This is a genomic window from Microbacterium sp. CIAB417, assembly GCF_022788845.1.
Genome location: NZ_JAHZUT010000001.1, coordinates 1278234 through 1299998 on the forward strand (window position 1 = coordinate 1278234; position 21765 = coordinate 1299998).

25 protein-coding genes are annotated in these 21765 nt (G+C 71.5%); 14 read left to right on the forward strand and 11 right to left on the reverse strand.

The genetic code is table 11. The annotated features are described in order from the left end of the window. Window positions 1-7: 7 nt before the first annotated feature. The 6 genes from KYX17_RS06310 to KYX17_RS06335 all read right to left on the reverse strand — a co-directional run bounded on the left by KYX17_RS06310 (window position 8) and on the right by KYX17_RS06335 (window position 4399). Window positions 8-1120, reverse strand: a complete 1113-nt coding sequence (locus KYX17_RS06310; RefSeq protein WP_243226059.1) for an NAD(P)/FAD-dependent oxidoreductase — start codon at window positions 1118-1120, stop codon at window positions 8-10. Then, window positions 1113-1820: a methyltransferase domain-containing protein gene (locus KYX17_RS06315; protein ID WP_243226060.1), complete on the reverse strand. Its 708-nt coding sequence runs from the start codon at window positions 1818-1820 to the stop codon at window positions 1113-1115. Before KYX17_RS06315 ends, KYX17_RS06310 begins: the two co-directional genes overlap by 8 nt. Beyond that, complete coding sequence (locus tag KYX17_RS06320; protein ID WP_243226061.1) at window positions 1813-2970, reverse strand: type III polyketide synthase; 1158 nt, start codon at window positions 2968-2970, stop codon at window positions 1813-1815. Before KYX17_RS06320 ends, KYX17_RS06315 begins: the two co-directional genes overlap by 8 nt. Before the next feature lie 75 nt (window positions 2971-3045). Next, window positions 3046-3696 (reverse strand): CYTH domain-containing protein, encoded by a 651-nt coding sequence (locus KYX17_RS06325; protein ID WP_243226062.1) that lies wholly within the window; start codon window positions 3694-3696, stop codon window positions 3046-3048. Continuing rightward, window positions 3689-3904 (reverse strand): response regulator, encoded by a 216-nt coding sequence (locus KYX17_RS06330; RefSeq protein WP_243226063.1) that lies wholly within the window; start codon window positions 3902-3904, stop codon window positions 3689-3691. The genes KYX17_RS06325 and KYX17_RS06330 overlap by 8 nt, the downstream gene beginning before the upstream one ends. Window positions 3905-3922: 18 nt before the next feature. Further along, window positions 3923-4399 (reverse strand): A24 family peptidase, encoded by a 477-nt coding sequence (locus tag KYX17_RS06335; protein WP_243226064.1) that lies wholly within the window; start codon window positions 4397-4399, stop codon window positions 3923-3925. Between the two features lie 134 nt (window positions 4400-4533). Between KYX17_RS06335 and KYX17_RS06340 the strand changes: the two genes are divergently transcribed. The 3 genes from KYX17_RS06340 to KYX17_RS06350 are packed head-to-tail and all read left to right on the forward strand — an operon-like array spanning window position 4534 to window position 10204. Continuing rightward, a complete protein-coding gene (locus KYX17_RS06340; RefSeq protein ID WP_243226065.1) occupies window positions 4534-5292 on the forward strand; it encodes a hypothetical protein in 759 nt (252 codons plus the stop codon). Continuing rightward, entirely contained in the window at window positions 5289-6815 is a 1527-nt protein-coding gene (locus tag KYX17_RS06345; RefSeq protein ID WP_243226066.1) for a DNA polymerase Y family protein, read from the forward strand. Before KYX17_RS06340 ends, KYX17_RS06345 begins: the two co-directional genes overlap by 4 nt. Beyond that, window positions 6815-10204 carry an error-prone DNA polymerase gene (locus tag KYX17_RS06350; RefSeq protein ID WP_243226067.1) on the forward strand — a complete coding sequence of 1130 codons (3390 nt, stop codon included), beginning with the start codon at window positions 6815-6817 and terminating at the stop codon, window positions 10202-10204. Before KYX17_RS06345 ends, KYX17_RS06350 begins: the two co-directional genes overlap by 1 nt. A gap of 25 nt (window positions 10205-10229) precedes the next feature. On the opposite strand, the gene KYX17_RS06355 is transcribed toward KYX17_RS06350, so the two are convergent. Next, entirely contained in the window at window positions 10230-10610 is a 381-nt protein-coding gene (locus KYX17_RS06355) for a hypothetical protein (RefSeq protein ID WP_243226068.1), read from the reverse strand. Window positions 10611-10716: 106 nt separating this feature from the next. Here KYX17_RS06355 and fepB point away from each other — a divergent pair, with 106 nt between their 5' ends. From fepB to KYX17_RS06385, 6 genes are read left to right on the forward strand one after another with little or no spacing between them, the layout of a single operon-like run. Continuing rightward, window positions 10717-11715: a Fe2+-enterobactin ABC transporter substrate-binding protein gene (gene fepB / locus KYX17_RS06360; protein WP_243226069.1), complete on the forward strand. Its 999-nt coding sequence runs from the start codon at window positions 10717-10719 to the stop codon at window positions 11713-11715. Window positions 11716-11762: 47 nt separating this feature from the next. Then, entirely contained in the window at window positions 11763-12779 is a 1017-nt protein-coding gene (locus tag KYX17_RS06365; protein WP_243226070.1) for an iron ABC transporter permease, read from the forward strand. After that, window positions 12776-13819 carry an iron chelate uptake ABC transporter family permease subunit gene (locus tag KYX17_RS06370; protein ID WP_243226071.1) on the forward strand — a complete coding sequence of 348 codons (1044 nt, stop codon included), beginning with the start codon at window positions 12776-12778 and terminating at the stop codon, window positions 13817-13819. Before KYX17_RS06365 ends, KYX17_RS06370 begins: the two co-directional genes overlap by 4 nt. A gap of 16 nt (window positions 13820-13835) precedes the next feature. After that, window positions 13836-14639, forward strand: coding sequence for an ABC transporter ATP-binding protein (locus KYX17_RS06375; RefSeq protein WP_243226195.1), 804 nt, complete (start codon window positions 13836-13838; stop codon window positions 14637-14639). After that, window positions 14639-15715 carry an LLM class flavin-dependent oxidoreductase gene (locus KYX17_RS06380; protein ID WP_243226072.1) on the forward strand — a complete coding sequence of 359 codons (1077 nt, stop codon included), beginning with the start codon at window positions 14639-14641 and terminating at the stop codon, window positions 15713-15715. Before KYX17_RS06375 ends, KYX17_RS06380 begins: the two co-directional genes overlap by 1 nt. Further along, window positions 15715-16860 carry an enterochelin esterase domain-containing protein gene (locus KYX17_RS06385; RefSeq protein ID WP_243226073.1) on the forward strand — a complete coding sequence of 382 codons (1146 nt, stop codon included), beginning with the start codon at window positions 15715-15717 and terminating at the stop codon, window positions 16858-16860. The genes KYX17_RS06380 and KYX17_RS06385 overlap by 1 nt, the downstream gene beginning before the upstream one ends. A 3-nt stretch (window positions 16861-16863) precedes the next feature. Here the strand turns inward: KYX17_RS06385 and KYX17_RS06390 are convergent, their stop codons facing one another. After that, the gene (locus KYX17_RS06390) at window positions 16864-17070 is read right to left on the reverse strand and encodes a hypothetical protein (protein WP_243226076.1); all 207 of its coding nucleotides are present in this window, start codon (window positions 17068-17070) and stop codon (window positions 16864-16866) included. Window positions 17071-17217: 147 nt separating this feature from the next. Between KYX17_RS06390 and KYX17_RS06395 the strand changes: the two genes are divergently transcribed. Further along, window positions 17218-17421 (forward strand): hypothetical protein, encoded by a 204-nt coding sequence (locus KYX17_RS06395; RefSeq protein ID WP_243226077.1) that lies wholly within the window; start codon window positions 17218-17220, stop codon window positions 17419-17421. Next, window positions 17414-18532 carry a Vms1/Ankzf1 family peptidyl-tRNA hydrolase gene (locus tag KYX17_RS06400; RefSeq protein WP_243226078.1) on the forward strand — a complete coding sequence of 373 codons (1119 nt, stop codon included), beginning with the start codon at window positions 17414-17416 and terminating at the stop codon, window positions 18530-18532. Before KYX17_RS06395 ends, KYX17_RS06400 begins: the two co-directional genes overlap by 8 nt. A gap of 3 nt (window positions 18533-18535) precedes the next feature. On the opposite strand, the gene KYX17_RS06405 is transcribed toward KYX17_RS06400, so the two are convergent. Further along, entirely contained in the window at window positions 18536-19162 is a 627-nt protein-coding gene (locus KYX17_RS06405) for an SGNH/GDSL hydrolase family protein (protein WP_243226079.1), read from the reverse strand. Window positions 19163-19284: 122 nt separating this feature from the next. Here KYX17_RS06405 and KYX17_RS06410 point away from each other — a divergent pair, with 122 nt between their 5' ends. Beyond that, on the forward strand, window positions 19285-19926 hold the full coding sequence (locus KYX17_RS06410) for a DedA family protein (protein WP_243226080.1): 642 nt from the start codon (window positions 19285-19287) through the stop codon (window positions 19924-19926). Window positions 19927-19969: 43 nt separating this feature from the next. Then, on the forward strand, window positions 19970-20479 hold the full coding sequence (locus KYX17_RS06415; RefSeq protein WP_243226082.1) for an O-acetyl-ADP-ribose deacetylase: 510 nt from the start codon (window positions 19970-19972) through the stop codon (window positions 20477-20479). 9 nt (window positions 20480-20488) lie between these two features. On the opposite strand, the gene KYX17_RS06420 is transcribed toward KYX17_RS06415, so the two are convergent. Next, a complete protein-coding gene (locus tag KYX17_RS06420; protein ID WP_243226083.1) occupies window positions 20489-20800 on the reverse strand; it encodes a hypothetical protein in 312 nt (103 codons plus the stop codon). Between the two features lie 9 nt (window positions 20801-20809). Then, a complete protein-coding gene (locus KYX17_RS06425) occupies window positions 20810-21454 on the reverse strand; it encodes a UdgX family uracil-DNA binding protein (protein ID WP_243226085.1) in 645 nt (214 codons plus the stop codon). Window positions 21455-21597: 143 nt separating this feature from the next. On the opposite strand from KYX17_RS06425, the gene KYX17_RS06430 reads away from it, so the two are divergent. Next, window positions 21598-21762: a hypothetical protein gene (locus tag KYX17_RS06430; RefSeq protein WP_243226086.1), complete on the forward strand. Its 165-nt coding sequence runs from the start codon at window positions 21598-21600 to the stop codon at window positions 21760-21762. Window positions 21763-21765: the final 3 nt, after the last annotated feature.

Genomic DNA, 21765 nt, shown 5'->3' on the forward strand with positions numbered 1-21765 from the left:
TCGTCGGTCACAGCCCGCTCATGGTCATGGTCCCCAGCAGCCGGCGCCCGCTGCCGCCCCTGGCGAGAGTCCGGATCGCGACGTCCCTGGCGGAACGTCGCGCGGCGCCCATCGGCGCCCCCATCGCCATGTTGAACCGCGCGCGCCGCTGCGCAGTCGCGGCCGCCCGCAGCGACACGCGCGCGTAGGCCTCGAGCGCGGCCTCCCGATCTCCGGGCCCCGTCAACGCCGCAGCGAGGCGGCAGGCGGCGATCCATGCGAGGTTCATGCCCTGCCCGCCGATCGGGCTGATCTCATGCGCGGCGTCTCCGAGGAGCACGAGCGGGCCGAACACGAGGCGACCCGCCCGGTGCTGGGCGGCACGGAAGCTCTGCGGCAGGGCGTCGCCGGTGTCGCCGATGTCCTCGCCGGTGCGCTGCCGGACCATGTCGGCGAACGCCGCCGTGGAACGGAACGGCGCGTCGGCTCGGATCACCCAGCGACGCCCTCCCCCGGGAAGCGGGAAGGACTCGACGACGCCGCCCGGCTCGAGGTGAAGTCGAGCCCTGTCGTCGCCGGCCGCTCCGCCGACGTCGAGCATCGTGTAGTCGGCCTCCCCGGGGACCCGTCGCCAGCCGAACGCCAGCACGTCCCGGATGCCGCTGTGCACGCCGTCCGCGATGACGATCCGTCGCGCCGAGACCTCGCCCTCACGGCCGTCCCGCTCGATGAGCGCCCGCGCCGCGTGCCCTTCGGGGAGCACATTGCGCACGAGGACCCCCGTACGCAAGGCACCCGGGGCCAGATCGGCCAGCCGATCCGCGAGCAGCGCCTGGGTCCGTGCCTGCGGCAGCGTCAGCACCTCCTGCCCCGGGGCGAAGTCGAGGTCGGCGAGGACCCGGCCCCGTGAAGTCACCGTGCCTCCGGTCAGCGCCAGCGCCTCGGCGCGGAACGCATCGGCGACGCCGGCTGTGCTCAGGGCGGCGACCCCGGGCGGATGGATGCCGATCGCCCGCGACCGGTCGTCGCGCCCCGACGTCTTCTCGAGCACGATCACGGAGACCCCGCGTCGCGCGAGCACGCACGCCAGCAGGAGTCCGGCGGGCCCCGCGCCGACCACGGCGACATCGCACTCAGGCACGCCCGCCTCCCCGGACCAGCAGGACGCGGCACGGAGCCGCCGGTTTCGCCGACCAGCCGGACGGAGCCAGCGCGGCGAGCTCGGCGACGGTGTACGACCGACGGATGCTCGTGAGTCCGTCCGCGCGGATGAAAGATCCCGCGAGCAGATCCGGCTGGAACGGCCGCGTCAGGGCATCGAAGAGCGCGTAGGCGCGAGGGCTTCGGGCGATGTCGGCGTGCACGGCGACGCCGTCGGGCTCCAGCAGCGTCTCCGTGTCGCGCAGCAGTCCGGGCAGGTCGTCGAGGTGGTGCAGCAGATGGTTCGACACGACCGCATCGAAGCGCTCGCCGTCCGCGGCGAGCTCGGCGGAGGTGCCGGTGCGGTACTCGACGTTCGCCTGAGCACGGTGTCTCGCCGCCCAGGCCGTCGCCCTCGGATCGGCGTCCAGGGCGACCACGCGGGCCCGCGAGGCGTCCCGTGCCGCCCACCGCGCGATCCGGCGTGTGACGTCGCCGCCTCCCGAGCCGATGTCCAGGATCCGCACATCCCCACCCCGTACCCGCGGCCGCAGACGCTGCCGGTAGATGCGGCGCCAGCCGCCGACGACCGGATTGACCAGGCGGAACAGCTCGTAGGTGCGCTCGAGTGCGACGCGATCGGCGTCGGAGGCGTCCATGAGCTCGCGCGCCCCGGTGTCGCGCGAGCTCAGGTCAGGCACCGCCCTCCGTACCGCCGAGCACGGTCATGACGCCGCCCTCCATCGTGAGCCCCGGGCCGAACGCCATTGCGAGCAGCCGCTCCCCCGTGCGCGACGACGGGTCGAGCAGGATGCGTCGGATCACGAACAGGACCGTTGCGCTCGACATGTTGCCGCATGTGCGCAGCACCTCGCGGGCGGCATCCAGCTGGGTGTCCGCCAGCCCGACCCTGTGCTGCACGCGATCGAGGATGTCCCGGCCTCCGGGATGCACGGCCCAGTGCGTGACAGTACCGGCGAGATCGTCGCAGGAGCGGGCGAAGGCCAGTTCCTCGTCCGCCGCGCAGAGCACGCCGAGCGCGTCGTCGATGTTCGCCTCGATGACCTTCGGCACGGCGGTGGAGAGGATCATCTCGAAGCCGTGGTCGCCGATCGTCCACGCCATGTGCTCCACGGAGTCCGGTGCGATGGCCGTGGCGAAGGAGTCCAGTTCCGCACCGGGGACGCCGGGAGCCGGCGGACGCCCCGTCACGAGTGCGCCCGCGGCGCCGTCGGCGAAGAGCGAGGACGCGATGATCGTGTCCGGGTCGTCGGACGAGCGCAGATGCAGCGTGCACAGCTCGGCGCTGACCACGAGGACGACCGCCGCGGCGTCCGCGTGGCAGAACTGGGCTGCGGCCCGCAGAGCAGGGATCGACGCGTAGCAGCCCATGAACCCGAAGTGGTACCGCTCGACGCCGGGGCGCAGGCCCAGCTGCGTCACGATCTGGAAGTCCGGCCCCGGCGCGTGGAAGCCGGTGCAGGACACCGTGATGAGGTGCGTGACGTCCTCCGGCCGGATGTCGTCGGAGGCGTCCAGCGCCTGCCGGGCGGCCTCGACGAACATCGGGGTGGCCGCGCGGACGTACAGCTCGTTGCGCTCGGCCGTGCCCGGCGAGAGGAGCAGGTTCGACGAGCGATCGTAGAACGTGGCCTCTCCGTCGTACTCGGCGCCCAGCTCGGCGATCGCCGTGTAGCGGGTGTCGATGCCCGAGCCGGTGAACGAGGCGTTCACGATCCGCACGGCACGGCGATCCCGTTCCGGCTGGGCTGCGAAGACGTCGCGCACCTGTTCCTGATCCAGCGGTGTCTGCGGAAGGACGGTCTGCGGCACTCGGAGGTAGGCGCTCATGAGCACACGCTGGCACGTCGGGCCGCCCGGCACCAGGGGCTTGTCAGCGCATCCCGGTGCGACTATCGGGCCGCGTCAGAATCCGAGGGCGCGTGCGAGCTTGGATCCGGATGCCGCGTGCCGTCCGCCCGCGGCGAAGATCGCCCGCTCGGCCGCCGCGAAGAGGAGCTCCCTCCCCGCCGGATCGGCGGGTGCGGCAGGCCCCAGTTCGAACTCCCACTCGCGCCAGGAGCGCTGCGTGCCCTGCCGCAGATCCGTTGCGCGGACGTCGTCGTCGACGAACTCGGCGACGACTCCGGCCGGTCCGGTCAGCAGGTAGGCCGTGCGCGCGTTCTCGATCCGGGCGAGCGGAATCAGCGGCTCGGTGGTCCAGCGTGCAAGAGCCGCGGTCACAGCTTCCGGGACGCCGTCGCCCTCGCCCAGCGGCCAGCCGATCTCCACTCTCCCGTCGCCGTCGCGCGGACCCTTGATGTGCCAGCCCGCGTCGGGGCCGCCCGTCCGGCGGCGCAGTGCGACGCCGGCGCGCGCGAGCGCGGCATCCGCGGTGTCGAGGTAGCGGGCGTCGAGGGCGCGATGCTCCCCCGCCGTGACGACGTCGACGCCGGGGATGTCCTCCCAGGCGGGCAGCGGCGTGCCCGGGTCGACGTCGTACTTGCGCTCGACCTCGACGGCGCGCGAGGGCTCGGATCCGGCCGAGGCGCCGGCCGTCCGCCGTGGTTCAGTCATCCGACGGATTGAGGTCCTCGAGGGACTCCTCGTACCAGTAGTCCACCTCGGTGGGCCCGTCGTCTTGGCCGGTGTTCTGCGGCTGGCCGCGCCGGGTGTAGACCACCTGGGTCTCGCTGTACGGGACGATCAGCTTGTCGTCGGCGTCCGCCTCGAGCGGAAGGATCTGCCCGTCCAGCGGGCCGCCGTGGAGTCGTGCGAGTGCCATGAGTTCACCATAGACCCCTCACCCCACGGCGACGCCCAATGCCGCCCCGACGATCATCCACGGGCCGAAGGCGATGCGGGTGCTGCGCTGCGCCCGGCGCAGCGTCATCAGGACGAGCACGTAGAGCGCGCCGAGGACGAAGGCCGCCGCCGCGCCGATCAGGAGCGTCTGCCAGCCGTGCCACGCCAGGACGAGTCCGATCACGGCCGCCAGCTTCACGTCGCCGCCGCCGACGCCTCCGCCGGCGAGATGCATGACGGCGTAGACGCCGCCGAGGATCACGAGGCCGGCGAGGGAGCGCAGGAGCACCGATGCCTCCCCCGTGACGAGCGCCTCGATGCCCACGAGGACGAGGAGTGCGCCGCCGGTGGGAAGGACGATCCGGTTCGGCAGGCGGTGGGTGCGCGCGTCGACGACGATCAGCCAGATGCCGACGCCGATCAGCCCCGCGTGCGCCACGACGACGAGCGCATCGTGCACGGACGGCGAAGACATGTCCGAAGGTTATTCGATCGGGGAGCCGGGCGTTTCCGGCCTGTGGACAACTCCGGGCACCCGGATGTCCGATGTCCGAATTAGCCTCAGGGCATCACTTGATTTATTAGTAGATATCTTCGAGGATGGTTTCCATGGGCATCGCACTCTCCGCCCCGACCGCTCTGCACGCCGAGAGCACCCCCTCCCGCGCGCAGGAGCTGCACCGCCTGCGCAGCGAGATCTCGCGCATGCAGCGTCGGCGCAGCGACGTCCCCCTCCTCCCCATCGACCCCGCACTGGAGGGGCTGCTGCCCGACGACGGGCTGCGCACCGGCGCCGCCTACTCCCTCATGCCGTCTCCGAGCCTGCTGGGCGCCCTGCTCTCCGCTCCGTCGCAGAAGGGGTCCTGGTGCGCCGTCATCGGCATGCCCACCCTCGGCATCGAGGCGATGGCGGGCTTCGGCGTCGAGCTGTCGCGGCTCATCCTCGTGCCGGATCCCGGTCCGCGCTGGCTCACCGTGGCCTCTGCGCTGTCCGAGGTCGTCCCCCTCATCGCCGTCCATCCGCGCAGCCGGGTGTCGGATGCCGACATCCAGCGCATGAACGCACGCCTGCGCGATCGCGCCTGCACGCTCCTGGTCACCGCCCGATGGCCGCAGAGCGAGGCGACACTGCGGGTGGAGGAGACCGAATGGCACGGCCTCGGCGACGGCTGGGGTCTGCTGGCCGACCGCACGGTCACTCTCAGCTCCACATCCCGCCGACTGGAGACGCCCCGGCGCATCCGGGTGCGGCTTCCCGGTGCGCTGGGGCGGGTGGATGCCGCCCCCGCCGCGCTGCGTCCGGTGGCGCCGCTGCGTCTGCCGGCCGACGAGGGCACCGGCACCGAGCACTGGGCGGTCGCCGGATGATGCCTCCCCGACATCTCGTGCTGTGGCTGCCGGACTGGCCGGTGCGCGCGGCGGTCGGCGCCCCACCGCCGTACGGTCCGGTGGCCGTCGTGCAGGCGAACACGATCGTCGCCTGCTCCGCAGAGGCGCGCGCACAGGGAGTGCGCCGCGGTCAGCGCCGCCGCCTGGCCCAGTCCCGCTCCCCTGCGCTGCGCCTGCTGAACGCGGATCCGCTGCGCGATGAGAGCGCCTTCCTCCCCGTGCTGCGGCTGCTCGAGGAGCAGGTACCCGGTGTCCAGCCGCTGCGCCCCGGACTCGCCGCCCTCCGCGCTCGCGGAGCTGCCCGGTACTACGGCGGAGAGGTCGAGGCCGCGAGCGTGCTCATCGGCGTGCTCGCGGACCATGGGCATCCCGGGGCGAGGGCGGGCGTCGCCGACGGCCTGTTCACCGCCGAACAGGCGGCGCGACTGGCCGACCCCGCCTTCGTCGTGCCTCCGGGCGGCGCGCGTTCCTTCCTCGCACCGCTGCCGGTGCAGGTCCTCGGAGACGGAGAGATCACCGCCCTGCTCGACCGGCTCGGAGTGCGCACGCTCGCCGACTTCGCCCGGCTCGACGAGGGCATGATCCGCGACCGCTTCGGCGAGCGCGGCGTGCGCCTGCACGCCCTCGCGGCGGGAGCGGACTCCCGTCCCCTCCCCACCGGCTCCCCTCCACCGGAGCTCTCGCGCGAGGTGGTGTTCGAGACGCCGCTCGGCCAGGCCGACCAGGTGGCGTTCGCCGTGCGGCAGACCGCGGACGCCGTCTTCGCAGGTCTGGCCGACGCCTCCCTCGTCTGCACCGAGGTGCGCATCGAGTTCACCGACGACGACGGCGCCGTCTCGTCCCGGGTGTGGATGCATCCGACCTGCTTCGAGGCGGCCGACCTCGTCGACCGGGTCCGCTGGCAGCTGGAGACGCTCCGCCCCGCGCGACCGGATGACTCCGATCGCGTCCCCGCCGGGATCGTGTCCGTGCGGATCATCCCGACCCGCACGGACGACTCCCGAAACCACCAGCCCGGCCTGTTCGGCCAGGGGCCCGAAGAGCGGCTGCACCATGCGGTCTCCCGCGTCCAGGCACTGCTCGGCCACCGCGGCGTCGTGACGCCGATGATCATCGGCGGGAGGCGGATGGCCGATCGTCAGCAGCTGCAGCCCTGGGGAGATCGGGCTCCGCTCGAACGCGACCCTGCCCTGCCCTGGCCGGGAAGCCTGCCTGCCCCGCACCCCGCCGAGGTCTTCACTCCGCCGCGCCCCATCGCCGTCGCGGCGGCGGACCATTCGATCCCCTCCGTCGACGCGCGGGGGCGGATGTCGGCGGCACCGGCGTTCATCGCGGACTCCCCTGTGCTGTCCTGGGCCGGTCCCTGGCCGCTGCGCGAGCACGGCTGGGATCCGGATGCCGCGCACAGCGCGCACCGCTTCCAGATCGTCGACGAGGCGCAGCGCGCCTGGCTCGTGCTGTGGGAGGACCAGGCCTGGTGGGCCGAGGGGAGGTACGCCTGATGGGCTGGCAGAACCATCCGGGCATGAGCTGGCGCGAGCTGGAGGAGACCCTGAGCGCCCGCGAGCCGCCCGCGGGCGTCCCGGTTCGCCCCGATCCCGGTCCGACCAGCCGGAAGCGGCGGACGGACCCGCCGATCGCGGTCACCCGTCCGAAGGACGCCGTTCCCTACGCCGAGCTGCACGCGCACTCCACGTTCTCCTTCCTGGACGGCGCCTCCTCCCCCGAGGATCTGCTCCTCGAGGCCGAGCGGCTCGGGCTCACCGCCCTGGCGATCACGGACCACGACGGCTTCTACGGTGCGGCGCGCTTCGCGGAGGCCGCCGACGTCGGCGGGTTCGGCGTGCAGACCGTGTTCGGCGCTGAGCTCTCACTGAACCTCACGGCACCGCGCACGGGTGCCCCGGACCCGGTCGGCGAGCATCTGCTGGTCCTCGCCCGCGGGATGGACGGGTACCACCGTCTCTCCGGAGCGATCACCCGCGCCCAGCTGCGAGGCGGCGAGAAGGGTCGTCCCCGTTACGACCTCGACGAGCTCGCCGCGAGCGCCGACGGGCACTGGACGATCCTCACCGGATGCCGCAAGGGCGCCGTGCGACGCGGACTCGCCGCCGGTGACGCCGTCACCCCGGTTCGCCGCCTCGTCGATCTGTTCGGCAGGGATCATGTCGCGGTCGAGCTCATCGACCACGGCGACCCGAGGGACTCGAGCCGCAACGACGCCCTGGCCGACCTCGCCCGCGCCGAGCGGCTGCCGGTGGTCGCGACGAACAACGTGCACTACGCGGTGCCCGAGCGCGTCGGCATGGCCGAGGCCGTCGCCGCGGTGCGCGCCACCCGAGGCATGGACGAGCTGGACGGCTGGCTGCCCGTGCACGGTTCGGCGCATCTGCGCAGCGGGGCGGAGATGACCGAGCGCTTCCGCCGCTTCCCCGGCGCGATCAGCCACGGGCTCGCCATCGCCCGCGACAGCGCGTTCGAGCTGCGCCGCGCCAGGCCCGCTCTTCCGCGGATGACGTTCTCCGACGGGCAGACCCCCATGGGCCACCTGCGCGAGCTGGTCTGGGGGGCTGTCCCCCGGATCTATCCCCGACTGGACGACGACGGCCGCGCGCGCATCGAGCGGGAGCTGAACGTGATCGAGGAGAAGGACTTCCCGGGGTACTTCCTCATCGTGCACGGCATCGTGACCGAGGCGCGACGGCGCGGCATCCTCTGCCAAGGACGAGGATCGGCCGCGGCGAGCGCGGTCTGCTATCTGCTCGGGATCACCGCCGTCGACCCGATCCTGTACCGCCTCCCCTTCGAGCGCTTCCTCGCCACCACACGGGAGGAGGAGCCGGACATCGACGTGGACTTCGACTCCGACCGCCGCGAGGAGATCATCCAGTGGGTGTACGACCAGTACGGACGAGAGCGCGCCGCGCAGGTGGCGAACGTCATCCAGTACCGTCCGAAGAACGCCGTGCGCGACATGGCGAGAGCGCTGGGGCACTCCCCCGGTCAGCAGGACGCCTGGTCCAAGCAGGTCGAGGGCTGGGGCGCCGATCTGCAGCCTGCCGAGGGGCATGACATCCCCGCACCGGTGCTGGCGTACGCGGCGGACCTGCTCAAGGCTCCCCGGCATCTCGGCATCCACTCCGGCGGCATGGTGCTCACCGCGCGTCCGGTCGGGGAGGTGGTGCCGGTCGAGCACGCCAGGATGGAGAACCGCACGGTCATCCAGTGGGACAAGGACGACGCGGCGTGGATGGGGCTGGTGAAGTTCGACCTGCTGGGCCTGGGGATGCTCGCCGCTCTGCAGCACTGCTTCGACCTCGTCGCCGCGGCCACCGGGGAGCGATGGACGCTGCAGTCCCTCCCGAAGGAGGAGCCGGCGGTGTACGACATGCTGTGCCGGGCCGATTCGATCGGCGTGTTCCAGGTCGAGTCCCGGGCGCAGATGGGACTGCTCCCGCGTCTGCAGCCGCGGGAGTTCTACGACCTCGTCATCCAGATCGCCCTCATCCGTCCCGGCCCGATCCAGGGCGGCGCGGTGCACCCGTTCGTGCGCCGCAAGCTCGGGGACGAGGAGGTCACCTATGCCCACCCGGCCCTCGAGCCGATCCTGCATCGCACGCTGGGCATCCCGGTGTTCCAGGAGCAGCTCATCCAGATGGCGACGACCCTCGGCGACTGCACGGCCGATGAGGCCGACCTGCTGCGCCGGGCGATGGGGTCCAAGCGCGGACTCGAGAAGATCGAGCGCATCCGCGAGAAGCTGTACGCCGGCATGGCGCGGCATGGGCTCGACGAGGCGAGCGCCGATCGGATCTACGCGCAGATCCAGGCGTTCTCGAACTTCGGCTTCGCCGAATCGCATTCGCTGTCGTTCGCGCTGCTCGTGTACGCGAGCTCATGGCTGAAGCTGCACTATCCGGCCGCTTTCCTGGCCGGACTCCTGCGCTCCCAGCCGATGGGCTTCTATTCGGCGGCGACGCTCACCTCGGATGCGCGCCGGCACGGCGTCGAGGTGCGCAGGCCCGACCTGCACGCCTCCGAGGCGCAGGCGTCGCTCGAGCCCCTCGGCGATGACCGTGGGCCCACCGGCCTGGCGTCGTGCCTGATCGACGGGGATCCGGCTGCCGCGGTGCGCTTCGACCGCTCGGCGCCGGACGAGTCGGCAGCCCATCGCCGTGACGGCGGGTCAGCCGTCCGGTTGGGGCTCTCCGACGTCCGCGGCATCGGGGTGCCGTTCGCCGAGAGGATCGTGCACGAACGCGAGGAGAACGGTCCGTTCCGCGACCTCAACGACCTCGTGCGACGGACGGATGCGACGGCGGCGCAGGTGGAGGCGCTGGCGACGGCCGGTGCCTTCGAGAGCATGGGGTTGAAGCGCCGGGAGGCGGTGTGGCTGGCGGGGAACGCCGCCGAGGACCGCGCCCGCTATCTCCCCGGTACCGTGATCGCCGTGCAGCCGCCGCTGTTCCCCGATCAGACCGGGTACGAGCGCCTGTCCGCCGATCTCTGGGCCACCGGCATCGCCACGGATGACCACCCTCTGGCGCACTTCCGCGCGCAGCTGGACGAACGGGGGGTCCTCGCCTCGGCACGGCTGCCCGAGCACGAGGTCGGTCGCCGCATCGAGGTGGCCGGCCTGGTCACCCATCGGCAGCGCCCCGCGACGGCATCCGGCATCACGTTCCTCAACCTCGAGGACGAGCACGGCCTGGTCAACGTGGTCTGCTCGCCGGGGGTCTGGAAGAGGTATCAGCGCATCGCCCGCGACTCGCCGGCACTCATCGTGCGCGGCATCCTGGAACGGTCGACCGAGGGCGTCGTGAACGTGCTGGCCGACGCCTTCGAGGACCTGCGCACCGGCATCGAGCACCGCTCGCGCGACTTCCGGTGACGTCGACGAGAAGCGCCGTGTCACCTCACCAGAAGCGATCCGGCTCGCTCTCCGGGAACGGGTCCGACCCCCAGCGGTCGGCTTCCACCCTGGCCGCGTCTGCTGCGGCATCCGCACCGCGCAGAGCGATGTCCGCGCCCGCCGCACCGCTGCGCACGGCATCGATCTTCATGGCCGTGCGCGGACCGTCCGCCGTCGAGGTGACGGTCGTGGTGAGCACGACTCCCTGCCAGACCGAGAGCTCTCCAGACGGCTCCTCGGCGCGCTGATACCGCACGCCGGTCTCGAGATCGGTGATCGCGACCACCGCGCTCGTCCCGCCGACGAGATCGAGCTGTTCGGCGACCTCGACACGGTGGCCGACCGGGATCGGTGCGGATGCCGCCAGCACGAGCGTTCTGTCCATGACACCACTCTAGGAACTCCACCCGAGGAGCGCACTCGGATTGACAGATCAGACAATGGTTAGGTTAGGCTTACCAGCATCCCTCCTGCTCCCGAAAGGAACACCCATGCCTCACGCGTTCGCCCAGCGCTCCCGTCTTCTCGCCGGCGCCGCCCTGCTCGCCGCCGGCGCCGTCGCCCTGGCCGGCTGCACGTCCGCCACCGAGGCCCAGGAGACCGCGCCGTCCGAGTCGGAGGGGTCCGACTCCGGCTGGCCGCGCACGTTCGAGAACGCCGACGGCACCACCACCGAGATCCCGGCGCAGCCCGAGAGCATCGTGTCCACCTCGGTGTCGGTCGCGGGCACGCTGCTGGCCTTCGATGCGCCCGTCGTGGCGTCCGGTTCCGCCGGCAACGGCCAGTTCTTCACCCAGTGGGCGGATGTCGCCGAGGAGCGCGAGGTCGCGAACCTGTGGACCGCGGGCGACGTCGACCTCGAGGCCGTCTACGCCTACGAGCCGGACCTCATCGTCGTCTCGGCCTCGGGCGCGGACTCCGTCGCCGACCAGGTCGCCGAGCTGCAGCAGATCGCCCCCACCATCGTCGTCGACTACGGCGGGCAGACCTGGCAGGAGCTCGCCACTGAGCTCGGTGAGGCCACCGGACTCGAGGCCGAGGCGGAGCAGACGGTCGCCGACTTCGACGCCTACGTCGCGGACGCGGCGGATCGGATCACCGTCCCCGAGGGACTCGCCAACGTGATCTCCTACAACGGCGCCGGCGAGAGCAACCCGATCGCGCGCGCAGGTTCAGCGCAGGGTGAACTGCTCGCCTCCCTCGGCTTCACGATCGAGGACCCCGACACCGCGTGGCACACGCAGGACGCCCTGCGCGAGGACTTCGTGTGGGCCTCCTACGAGAACCTCACCGAGCTGACCGCCGATACGACCTTCATCCTCAGTCAGGACGACGCGGGCGCCCAGGCGTTCGCGGATGACCCGGTGCTGGCGAACCTGCCGTCGGTTCAGGCCGGACAGGTGTACGGGCTCGGCCTGAACTCGTTCCGCATCGACAAGTACTCGGCCACCGAGATCGTCGACGGCATCGTCGCGACCTTCGCGAAGTGATCCACCGGACGGCATCGGGTCCTCTGCCCGGTGCCGTCCGCGCTGTCATGCGCCCCGAATCCCCTCGATCCGCCCGACGCCGGATCGGCCTCATCGTCCTTCTCGTCCTCATCACCGTGGGCGTCTTCGTCAGCGCGTGCGTCGGCACCCGCGACATCTCTCTCGAGAGCACCTGGAACGCCGTGCTCTCGTTCGACCCCGCCGACTCGGAGCACCTGCTCGTCGTGCACCAGCGCATCCCGCGCGCACTGCTCGCCGTCGTCGTCGGCCTGTGCCTCGGCGTCGCCGGTGCCGTCATGCAGGCGCTGACCCGCAATCCGCTGGCCGAACCCGGCATCCTGGGCGTGAACGCCGGGGCCGCGGTGGCGATCGCGGTCGGGATCGCCTTCTTCGGGATCACCGACGTGTCCGGGTACATGTGGCTCGGACTGGTCGGAGCCGCCGTCGCCGGCGTCGCCGTGTATCTCCTGGGCGGCGTGCGCCGCGGCACGAACCCGGTCCGGCTCGTGCTCGCCGGCGCCGCGCTCACGGTCGTGCTGGGAGCGCTCACCCAGCTCGTGCTCGTCAACAGTCCCGATCAGGTCTTCGACCGCTACCGGCATTGGATGGTCGGCTCGCTCGCGGGCCGCGGGTACGAGGTGCTCGCCTCGATCGGGCTGCTCGCCGCCGCCGGGCTCCTGCTGGCGCTGGTGCTGGCGCGCCCGCTGGACTCCGCCCTGCTCGGCGAGGATCTCAGCCGCTCCCTCGGCGGCAGCCCTGGACGGGTGTGGGCGCTTGCCGGCATCGTGGTCATCGTCCTGGCCGGCACGGCCACGGCAGCCGCAGGACCGATCGCCTTCCTCGGACTCGCCGCGCCCCACCTCGCGCGTCTCGTGGCCGGGGTGGATCACCGGTGGGTGCTGCCGTACTCCGCGCTCATCGCCTCGCTCCTCATCGTCGTCGCCGACACGCTGGGCCGCATCATCCCGCCGCGCGGCGAGATCAGCGTCGGCATCATGGTGGCGCTGCTCGGCGGTCCGTTCTTCGTCTTCCTCGTCCGTCGTCGCCGGATGGTCCAGCTGTGAGCGCCCCCGTGATCGCCGGACGCGTGCGGCGCTTCGGCCGGCTGTCCATCGTCCTGCACCCCCGGGCGATCGCCGTCACGTCGGCGCTGATCGCGCTCGTACTCGTGCTGGGCGTCGTCGGGATGACCGTGGGCACCCTGCCGATCCCGTTCGGGGACGTCGTCGCCGCCCTGTTCGGCGGCGCCGAGACCGTGCAGCAGGAGCAAGTGGTCCGAGGCCTGCGTCTCCCCCGCGTCATCACGGCGATCTTCGCGGGGGCGGCGCTGGGCGTCTCCGGCGCCGTGTTCCAGTCGGTGTCACGCAACGCGCTCGGATCTCCCGACGTGATCGGCTTCACGACGGGAGCCGCCACCGGAGCCATCATGCAGATCGTCATGTTCCAGGCCCCGCCGCTGCAGGTGTCCTTCGGCGCCGTGATCGGCGGGCTGCTGACCGCGGCCGTGGTCTACGTCTTGTCCCGCAAGGGCGGAGTCACCGGCGGCTATCGGCTGATCCTGATCGGCATCGGCGTGGGCGCCGTCCTGGGCGCGCTGAACGGGCTGCTGCTCGTGACCGGCGACCTGGACAACGCCATCGCCGCCAACCTGTGGCTCTCCGGATCGCTGGACGCCCGCAACTGGGGCCACGCCCTCCCGGTCATGATCGGCACTCTCGTGATCGTCCCGCTCGTCGGGGCGCTGGCGCGCCGTGCCTCCCTCATGGAGATGGGCGACGACCTGGCCCAGCAGCTCGGGGTGCGCGTGGAGCGCACGCGGGTGCTGCTGATGCTGGCCGCCGTCGCGCTGGCGGGCCTCGCCACGGGAGCCGCGGGCCCGATCGCGTTCATCGCGCTCGCCGCTCCCCAGCTCGTCATCCGACTGACCGCGTCGCGCGGGATGCCGGTGCTGAGCGCCGCCGCGATGGGGGCGTGCCTCCTGGTGCTGGCGGACATCCTCACCCAGGTGCTGCCGATCACGGCGTCCGTCCCCATCGGCCGGATGACCGGGATCATCGGCGGCCTGTATCTGATCTGGCTGCTCACCCGCTCGAAGCAGGTGTGACGTGCGAAAGGACGACATGACCACGGCATCCGCCCTGCACGCGCAGGACCTCACGCTCTCCTACGATTCGCGGCGCGTGTCGCAGGGCCTCGACGTCGAGATCCCGGCAGGCGAGGTCACCGTCATCATCGGGCCGAACGCGTGCGGCAAGTCCACGCTGCTGCGCGCCCTGGCGCGTCTGCTCACGCCCTCGACAGGCCGTGTGCTCCTCGGCGACGCGGACGTCCGCTCGTTCTCGCCGAAGGAGCTGGCCCGGCGGCTGGGGCTTCTGCCGCAGTCCTCCACCGCCCCGTTCGGGATCACGGTCGCCGACCTCGTGGGCCGCGGCCGCTTCCCGCATCAGCGGATGCTGCAGCAGTGGTCGCTCGAGGACGAGGAGGCGGTGCGCCGAGCAATGGCGGCGACCGGGACGGCGGATCTCGCCGACCGCGCCGTCGAGGAGCTCTCCGGAGGCCAGCGCCAACGGGTGTGGATCGCGCTGCTGCTGGCGCAGGACGCCCCGGTCATGCTGCTGGACGAGCCGACGACCTTCCTCGACATCGCGCATCAGCTCGACGTCCTCGAGCTGTGCCGCAGACTCAACCGCGAGGAGGGCCGGACGATGGTGCTCGTCCTGCATGATCTGAACCAGGCGGCGCGGTACGCCGATCACCTCGTCGTCATGAAGGACGGCGCGCTCGCGGCATCCGGTCGACCTGCCGACGTCCTGACCGAGGAACTCCTCGTCGACGTCTTCGGGCTCACCGCCCGCGTGCTGGCGGACCCGGTCTTCGGAACGCCGATGGTCATCCCCATCTCCAGCTCCGCGGAGCACCGCTGATGCCGCCGCTCACGATCGGTCTCTCCCTGTCGGCCACGTGGCTGCGCGGCGGGGCCTGGCGGGCGGCGTCGAGCCGAGCCGAGGAGCTGTTCTCCGCCGGCCCCTTCCTCGACGCCGCCCGTCTGGCCGAAGAGGCCCACCTGGACTTCCTGTTCAAGCCGGACGCCCTAGGCCTCGACCCGGCGACGGTCGAGAATGGCCCCGGATTCAGCTCGCTCGACCCGGTCGTCCTCATGGCGCTGATCGCGTCGGCGACCCGGCGCATCGGGCTCGTGCCGACCGTCTCGGCGACCTACGCGCACCCGCACACCATCGCGCGTCAGCTGCAGTCGCTGGACCGGATGACCGGCGGGCGGGTGGGATGGAACGTCGTGACCTCGCTCGGCGGCGCGGAGAACTTCGGGGAGCAGGCACGACCGGACGACGTCTACGCGAACGCCGCCGACTTCGTCGCCGTGGTGGAGCAGCTGCGGCAGACATTCCCGGCCGACGCTCTGCTGATCGACCGGGAGCACGGCCGCTTCGCCGAGCCGGAACGCCTGTCCCGCGTCGCCCCGCGGGGCCGGTACGACTCGGCGGGTCCCCTGACCGTGGCAGCCGTCGGCGACGCCCCGTGGCCGCTGCTGCACGCCGGCGGGTCGCCGTCCTCCCACGCCTTCGCACGGGCGCACGCCGACGCGGTGTTCGCGATGACGGCGTCCCCCGCCGAGGCGGCCGCTCTCCGCGCCGCGCTTAACGCAGGAGACGCCGATCGGAAGGTCCGCATCCTCCCGGGGCTCTCGCTGTGCCTCGCCGACACCCGCGCTCGGGCCCGAGCGCTCGCCCAGGACACGGGAGACTCCCCCGCTCACGTGCGGCACTGGAGCATCGTCGGCACGCCGCAGGACGCGGTCGATGCCATCCTGCGCTGGCACGGAACCGGCGCGATCGACGGATTCATCGCGCTGCCGACCGGATCATGGCGGTCACTCGAGCTGTTCTGCCGAGAAGTCGTGCCCGAGCTCGCCGCAGCCGGTGCATTCCGAACGCACTACTCCGCGACGACACTGCGCGGCCACCTTCAGGAGAACCGATGATGAGCACCCTCGACAGCCTGCGCTCAGCCGTCGCAGCGGCGCCCGGAGACCGATCGGCCCTCGTCGACGCGTTCTGGGCCGGCCCCGCACGGCGCACGCCGATCGTCGAGGAGGTGCCCGAGCATCCGGACGAACGGCAGGTCACCTTCCTGTGGCGGGACGCCGACGCCCACGCAGTGCTGCTGACGGTGAACAAGATCACCCTGAGCGCGGCGGACGGGCTGATGGAGCGCATCCACGGCACCGACGTGTGGTTCCGCACCTTCCGGCTCGGCTCGGACTGGCGCGGCAGTTACACGATCCTGCCGCTGGATGCCGCGGGGCTCGCAGAGCTCGAGGAGATGGAATCGCGGTGGGCGATGCGCACCGTGCGCGAGCAGGGCCGGACAGATCCGCGCAACCCGCTCACGATCGGCACGCACGGCGGGGCGGCGTCCGTCGCCGAGCTCCCGCAGGCACGGGCGGCGGAGTGGACGGATGCCGTGCCCGCCCGTCGCGGAACGTCCACCGAGCATCGGCTGCCCAACGGCCGCCGGGTTTGGCTGCACCGTCCTGCCGGCGACGACGGCTCGGTGGCTCGCCCGCTCGTCGTGATGCTGGACGGCGAGATCTGGCAGCGCGGCGGGGACGCGGCGACCGCCGTGGACGCACTGCATGAGGCCGGATCGATCCGCACGCCGTATCTGCTGCTCGTCGACGCCGAGGGCTCGCGCCGCATGACTGATCTGCACATCGACGGGGACATGAGCACCGAGATCGCCGAGGTGCTGGTCCCCTGGGCGCGGTCGACCGTGCCGATCAGCGACGACCCCTCCGACGTGATCGTCTCGGGTGAGAGCCTGGGAGGTCTGACCGCGCTGAAGACGGTCTTCGATCACCCCGACGTCGCGGGTGCGGCACTGGCGCAGTCCTCGTCGCTGTGGATGCACGACATGCTCGAGCGGGCGACGAACGCGACGCCCGTGCGTCTGTTCCTCACCGCCGGACGCCACGAGGACGGGCTGATCGAGCCGAACCGCGTCCTCGTCGCGCACCTGGGCTCGCTCGCGCACGAGCACGTCTTCCTCGAGTTCAACGGCGGCCACGACATCGCGTGGTGGCGCGTTCTCTGGGCGGACGGCATCCGGCACCTGCTGCCGCGCTGACGCTCAGTCGTCGTCCCAGCGCTCCTCGTCGGGAACGTCGATGGACTGCTCCAGGGCGTCGACGATGTCCGCATCGGTGCTCGCGGCATCCGGATACCGGTCGTCGACCGGCTCCTCGGCATCCTCCGGGTCGTCCACCAGCTCACGCTGCTGCTCCCAGCGGTCCGGCAGCGGAGCCTCCTCGTCGATGGAGTCAGATGGATCGCGCATCGCTTCCTCCCCTCACGGTCTGTGCTTCCAGGATGCCCCGTGCCGACGGGATCCGCGAGGGGTAGCGCGGACCGGCGGCGGCGTCAACCGGGTCCGTGTTCGACGGAGCCCGACCTACGGTTGCCGGAGACGATGAAGGGAGCAGAGATGAGTGACGCAGAACGCGGGAACACGAAGCACGGTCCCGCCCTCGATGACCAGATGGAGCAGGAGACGCGAGGACTCGTTCAAGGACACGGCCGGCCTCATGCGGAGGAGTTCCGCGAGACAGAGCCCCTCCCGGACGACACCGATCCCGACGACGTGGAGCGGGCCTTCACCCACGAGGATCCGGATGCCGAGCATGACTGATCTCACACGGATGGCCTCTCTGCTGCGGGATTCGGGACCATGGACGGTCGCCTACGTGGACGGGGCGGGCGATGAGCCGCAGGTGATCGAGGAGAAGAAGCAGGACTCGGTCCGACGCCGGCTGAACGAAGAGGGCGCCCCGCCCGCGGACGTCGAGGCGGTCGCGACGGCGCTGCGCGACGGGGCGGGTCTGCCGTCGCCGTCGTCGCGCTACATCGTGGTCGTCGACGGAGCCGTGGTCCTGGACAGCGCGTTGAGCGGACAGCGCCACGGCGAGGAGATCCTGACCCACGGCCCCGTGCCGCCGTTGCGACCGCTCCTGCTGCACGGCTCGGCCGATGTCGGGTACCTCGTGGTCGAGGCGGGACGAGAAGGCGCGCAGCTGCGCTGGGAGCGCGCGGAGCGTTCCCCCGAGCCACCGCAGGAGGTGGAGGGCCGCACGGACGCTCTGCCCAAGGTGCAGGCCGGCGGGTGGTCGCACGCGAAGCACCAGCGCGCCTCAGAGGAGATCTGGAAGCTCAATCAGCGCGAGGTGGCCGAGGCCGTCGACACCGTCGTCCGCGAGCGTCAGCCCGCGTTCGTCGCGCTCGCCGGCGACGTCCGCGCACGGCAGCTCCTTCGGGACGACCTCGCCGACGCGAGCAGGGCGCTCGTCCTCGACGTCGACGCGCACACGCGGGCCGACGGCGCCGACGACTCCGCCCTCGAGGATGCGATCGCCCGGCGACTGGCCGAGCTCGAGACGGAGGATCTCTCGACCGCCAGGAGCCGGGCGCGCGTCGATCACGGCAGCCACGGGGTCGAAGGGGTTGAGCCGGTCCTGCGTGCTCTCCAGGAGGCCGCGGTCGACACGCTCGTGCTGGATGAGCGGATGTGGGACGACGAGCGGATGCTGGATGCTCTGGCGGATGTCCCGTGGGTCGACGACGGAGATGCGCTGGGAGTCGGGTCTCTCGGCCGCGTTCCCGCAGCCGAGGCGCTGGCCCGTGCCGCCCTGTTGACCGACGCCGACGTGCTCGTCGAACAGGACGAGTACGCGGCGGAGGACGAGGCGCGCGAGCAGCGGCTGGCCAGGGAGCCTCTCGCCGTGCTGCGCCGGCCCGCCGCGTGAGCGTCAGGCCCGCAGCAGGGCGGAGGCCCCGTCCAGCCACGCCTCGGCGATGATGCGGTGACCGTCCGGCGACGGGTGGATGCCGTCGCCGGCGATCGCCTCCGGGCTGCTCTGCTCGCCATGGCGGGCCAGCAGATCGTCGAGCGGGATGAAGGTCGCGCCGAACTCCGCCGCGAGGCGCCGCTCGATCGCGATCTTCGGATCGAGATCCTCGCGGAAGCGCAGCTTGTCGGCGACGGGGAGCAGGAACGGTTCGAGGATCACGAGCGATGCCCCCGCGCGGTCGCGGATGCCAGTCAGGATCGTCCGCAGGTTCGCCTCGAACTGCTCGGGACTCGTCGCGTCGTCGTCGTCGTAGCGGCGCCACACGTCGTTGATGCCGATCATGATGGTCACGACGTCCGGGTTCTCGTCGATGCAGTCCGCGTCGAGGCGGTCGATGAGGTCTCCCGTGCGGTTGCCTCCGATCCCGCGGTTGACGACGCGGATCTCGGGGTGCTCCTGCGCCAGGTGCTCCGCGATCACGCGGACGTAGCCGTCCCCCAGCTCCTGCGGGTCCGTGCGGCGGCCGGCATCCGTGATGCTGTCGCCGTAGAAGAGGATGGTGCGGGGGCGAGCGTCGCTGCTCATGTCTGGGGATTCCGTTCCTGTCGGGATTCGCTTCGGTGCCGGCACAGGCACCGCGCGCCATCCTATCGATTCACCGGCGGCGCTCTGCGATCACTCAGCTTGGCTCCCCTAGCGTTGTCGACATGACGTCGAGCGCCGAGAACCTCAACGCCATCGCCGCGTGGGCGGTCTCGCTGATGGAGACGCTGGGCGGCCCCGGAGCCGGCCTCGCGATCGCCCTGGAGAACCTGTTCCCGCCGTTGCCGAGTGAGATCATCCTGCCGCTCGCAGGGTTCACGGCGCACCAGGGGTCGCTGAGTCTCGTCGCGGTGCTCATCTGGACGACGGTCGGCTCGATCATCGGTGCCCTCGCCCTCTACGGCCTCGGGGCGTGGCTGGGTCGTCGCCGGCTGTACGCGATCGCCGAGCGGATGCCGCTGATCAAGATCGAGGACGTGGAGCGTGCCGAGGCGTGGTTCCTCAAGCACGGCTCGAAAGCCGTGTTCTTCGGGCGCATGATCCCGATCTTCCGCAGCCTGATCTCGATCCCCGCCGGCATCGAGCGGATGCCGCTGATTCGCTTCACCCTGCTCACGACGGCCGGCAGCGCCATCTGGAACACGATCTTCGTGATGGCCGGGTACCTGCTGGGCGCGAACTGGCACATCGTCGAGGACTACGCCGGCATCTTCCAGAAGGTCGTCATCGCGGCTGTCGTGATCGCGGTCGTCGTCTGGGTCGTGCTGCGCGTCCGCCAGATCCGGCGCGACCGCGCCGCGGTCTGAACGCTCCCCACCGCTCGCGCCGCGAACGCGGCAGAATGAGGTCGTGGTCCATCTGACGGCGGTTCTCGGCGACATCACGACCCAGGATGTCGACGCGATCGTCAACGCCGCCAGCACGGCGATGCGCGGTGGTGGAGGCGTGGACGGGGCGATCCATCGTGCCGGCGGCCCCGGCATCCTGGCGGACTGCATCCGGCGGTTTCCCGACGGACTGCGAACGGGAGACGCCGGATGGACCACGGCGGGCGACCTGCCGGCGCGCTGGGTGATCCACACGGTCGGGCCGGATACGCGTGCGGGGCAGACCGATCCGGCGCTGCTGGAGTCCTGCTATCGACGCGCGCTCGCGGTGGCCGATGAGCTGGGCGTGCGCACGATCGCCTTCCCCCTGATCAGCGCAGGGATCTTCGGATGGCCCCGTCAGGATGCTGCGGCGATCGCCGTCCGGACCATCCTGGGCACGCCGACGCGCGTGAGCGAAGCGCGCCTCGTCGCGTTCGACGACGCGGCGCGGGCACTCGTCGAACGCGAGCTCTCCGCACGGACCGGCTGACGCTCAGCGTCACTCCGGTCCGTCGATGACCTCGTCGACCAGGGCGATGCCTCCCGAGGTGTTGGCGGAGTTCATCAGGTCCTGAATCCAGCGGGCGTTGAGCTCGGGCGGCTCGGGCTCGTCGAAGATGAACTGCATCGGGATCGACGGGTGCAGCCAGATCGTCGAGCGCCCGGGCGGTTGGCCGTCCGGATGCCGCCAGGACAGCGTGAACCCCTCCTGACGACGCAGCTTCGTGGTGATGACGACCTTGAGGTGCGCGAGTGCCCGATCGTCGAGGACGATCGGGTGGTCCTCGCTGTCGTAGATGAGCTTGCCCATGCAGGAACGCTACGCCCTCGGCCCCCTGGCCGCGACCCGAAGATCGGCGACGAACGCGTCGAACGCGGCCTCCCTTGCCGAGGAGTCCCGCACCCGCAGGATGCTGGACGGATGCACGGTCACGACGACGGGGGCGAGGAGGCGCTCGGGCTCCTCGATGACGTGCCCTCGGGCATCCCCGATCGTGACGCTCCGACCGAACAGCGAACGGGCCGCGGTCGCGCCCATGCCGACGATGATCTCGGGCTTCACCTCGCGGATCTCGGCGTCCAGCCAGGGGTGGCACGCCACGATGTGCGCGACACCGGGCTTCTGATGGATGCGGCGCTTCCCGCGCGGCTCGAAGCGGAAGTGCTTGACGGCGTTGGTGATGTAGGTCTCCGTCCTGTCGATGCGGGCGGCCTCCAGGGCATCGGCGAGGACGCGGCCGGCGGGACCGACGAAGGGCTCTCCTGCGAGGTCCTCGCGGTCACCGGGCTGCTCGCCGACCAGCATGATCCGTGCGGAGGAGCTTCCCTCGGAGAACACGACCTGCGTGGCGTCCTTCCACAGCTCGCACCCGCGGCACTCGGACGCCGCTGAGCGCAGCTCGTCGATCTCGGTGGAGCGCGGCAGCCAGTGCTCGGCGCCTGGGCGCTCGGGATCCTCAGCCATGACGCCATCCTGCTCACACGCTCCGGCTTCGACCAGGGGGTTGCGCCGGCGAGGATTCTCCTGGCCGGCGCCCGCGGTGTCAACGGGCGAGACGGATCCTCGCGGAGCATCCAGGCTGAAGCCATCCACGAGAGGAGACGATCATGTCCGACCCCCAGGCCCTCCCGGACGACGAGCGGCGCGTGGACGCCGAGGGCGTCGATCCCGACATCCCCACGACGGGCGGCCGTCCCGACCCGGACGACACGTCACCCGGCGAAGAGGAGGACGAGGACGACGACCGGATCGAGGTCGAGGACCTGCCGTGAGCG

What these genes read in the sequence shown, in the direction of transcription:
- KYX17_RS06320 (WP_243226061.1), bottom strand. Translation starts at nt 2,970, where the DNA reads ATGAGCGCCTACCTCCGAGTGCCGCAGACCGTCCTTCCGCAGACACCG.
- KYX17_RS06325 (WP_243226062.1), bottom strand. Translation starts at nt 3,696, where the DNA reads ATGACTGAACCACGGCGGACGGCCGGCGCCTCGGCCGGATCCGAGCCC.
- KYX17_RS06330 (WP_243226063.1), bottom strand. Translation starts at nt 3,904, where the DNA reads ATGGCACTCGCACGACTCCACGGCGGCCCGCTGGACGGGCAGATCCTT.
- KYX17_RS06335 (WP_243226064.1), bottom strand. Translation starts at nt 4,399, where the DNA reads ATGTCTTCGCCGTCCGTGCACGATGCGCTCGTCGTCGTGGCGCACGCG.
- KYX17_RS06340 (WP_243226065.1), top strand. Translation starts at nt 4,534, where the DNA reads ATGGGCATCGCACTCTCCGCCCCGACCGCTCTGCACGCCGAGAGCACC.
- KYX17_RS06345 (WP_243226066.1), top strand. Translation starts at nt 5,289, where the DNA reads ATGATGCCTCCCCGACATCTCGTGCTGTGGCTGCCGGACTGGCCGGTG.
- KYX17_RS06350 (WP_243226067.1), top strand. Translation starts at nt 6,815, where the DNA reads ATGGGCTGGCAGAACCATCCGGGCATGAGCTGGCGCGAGCTGGAGGAG.
- KYX17_RS06355 (WP_243226068.1), bottom strand. Translation starts at nt 10,610, where the DNA reads ATGGACAGAACGCTCGTGCTGGCGGCATCCGCACCGATCCCGGTCGGC.
- fepB (WP_243226069.1), top strand. Translation starts at nt 10,717, where the DNA reads ATGCCTCACGCGTTCGCCCAGCGCTCCCGTCTTCTCGCCGGCGCCGCC.
- KYX17_RS06365 (WP_243226070.1), top strand. Translation starts at nt 11,763, where the DNA reads ATGCGCCCCGAATCCCCTCGATCCGCCCGACGCCGGATCGGCCTCATC.
- KYX17_RS06375 (WP_243226195.1), top strand. Translation starts at nt 13,836, where the DNA reads ATGACCACGGCATCCGCCCTGCACGCGCAGGACCTCACGCTCTCCTAC.
- KYX17_RS06380 (WP_243226072.1), top strand. Translation starts at nt 14,639, where the DNA reads ATGCCGCCGCTCACGATCGGTCTCTCCCTGTCGGCCACGTGGCTGCGC.
- KYX17_RS06385 (WP_243226073.1), top strand. Translation starts at nt 15,715, where the DNA reads ATGAGCACCCTCGACAGCCTGCGCTCAGCCGTCGCAGCGGCGCCCGGA.
- KYX17_RS06390 (WP_243226076.1), bottom strand. Translation starts at nt 17,070, where the DNA reads ATGCGCGATCCATCTGACTCCATCGACGAGGAGGCTCCGCTGCCGGAC.
- KYX17_RS06395 (WP_243226077.1), top strand. Translation starts at nt 17,218, where the DNA reads ATGAGTGACGCAGAACGCGGGAACACGAAGCACGGTCCCGCCCTCGAT.
- KYX17_RS06400 (WP_243226078.1), top strand. Translation starts at nt 17,414, where the DNA reads ATGACTGATCTCACACGGATGGCCTCTCTGCTGCGGGATTCGGGACCA.
- KYX17_RS06405 (WP_243226079.1), bottom strand. Translation starts at nt 19,162, where the DNA reads ATGAGCAGCGACGCTCGCCCCCGCACCATCCTCTTCTACGGCGACAGC.
- KYX17_RS06410 (WP_243226080.1), top strand. Translation starts at nt 19,285, where the DNA reads ATGACGTCGAGCGCCGAGAACCTCAACGCCATCGCCGCGTGGGCGGTC.
- KYX17_RS06420 (WP_243226083.1), bottom strand. Translation starts at nt 20,800, where the DNA reads ATGGGCAAGCTCATCTACGACAGCGAGGACCACCCGATCGTCCTCGAC.
- KYX17_RS06425 (WP_243226085.1), bottom strand. Translation starts at nt 21,454, where the DNA reads ATGGCTGAGGATCCCGAGCGCCCAGGCGCCGAGCACTGGCTGCCGCGC.
- KYX17_RS06430 (WP_243226086.1), top strand. Translation starts at nt 21,598, where the DNA reads ATGTCCGACCCCCAGGCCCTCCCGGACGACGAGCGGCGCGTGGACGCC.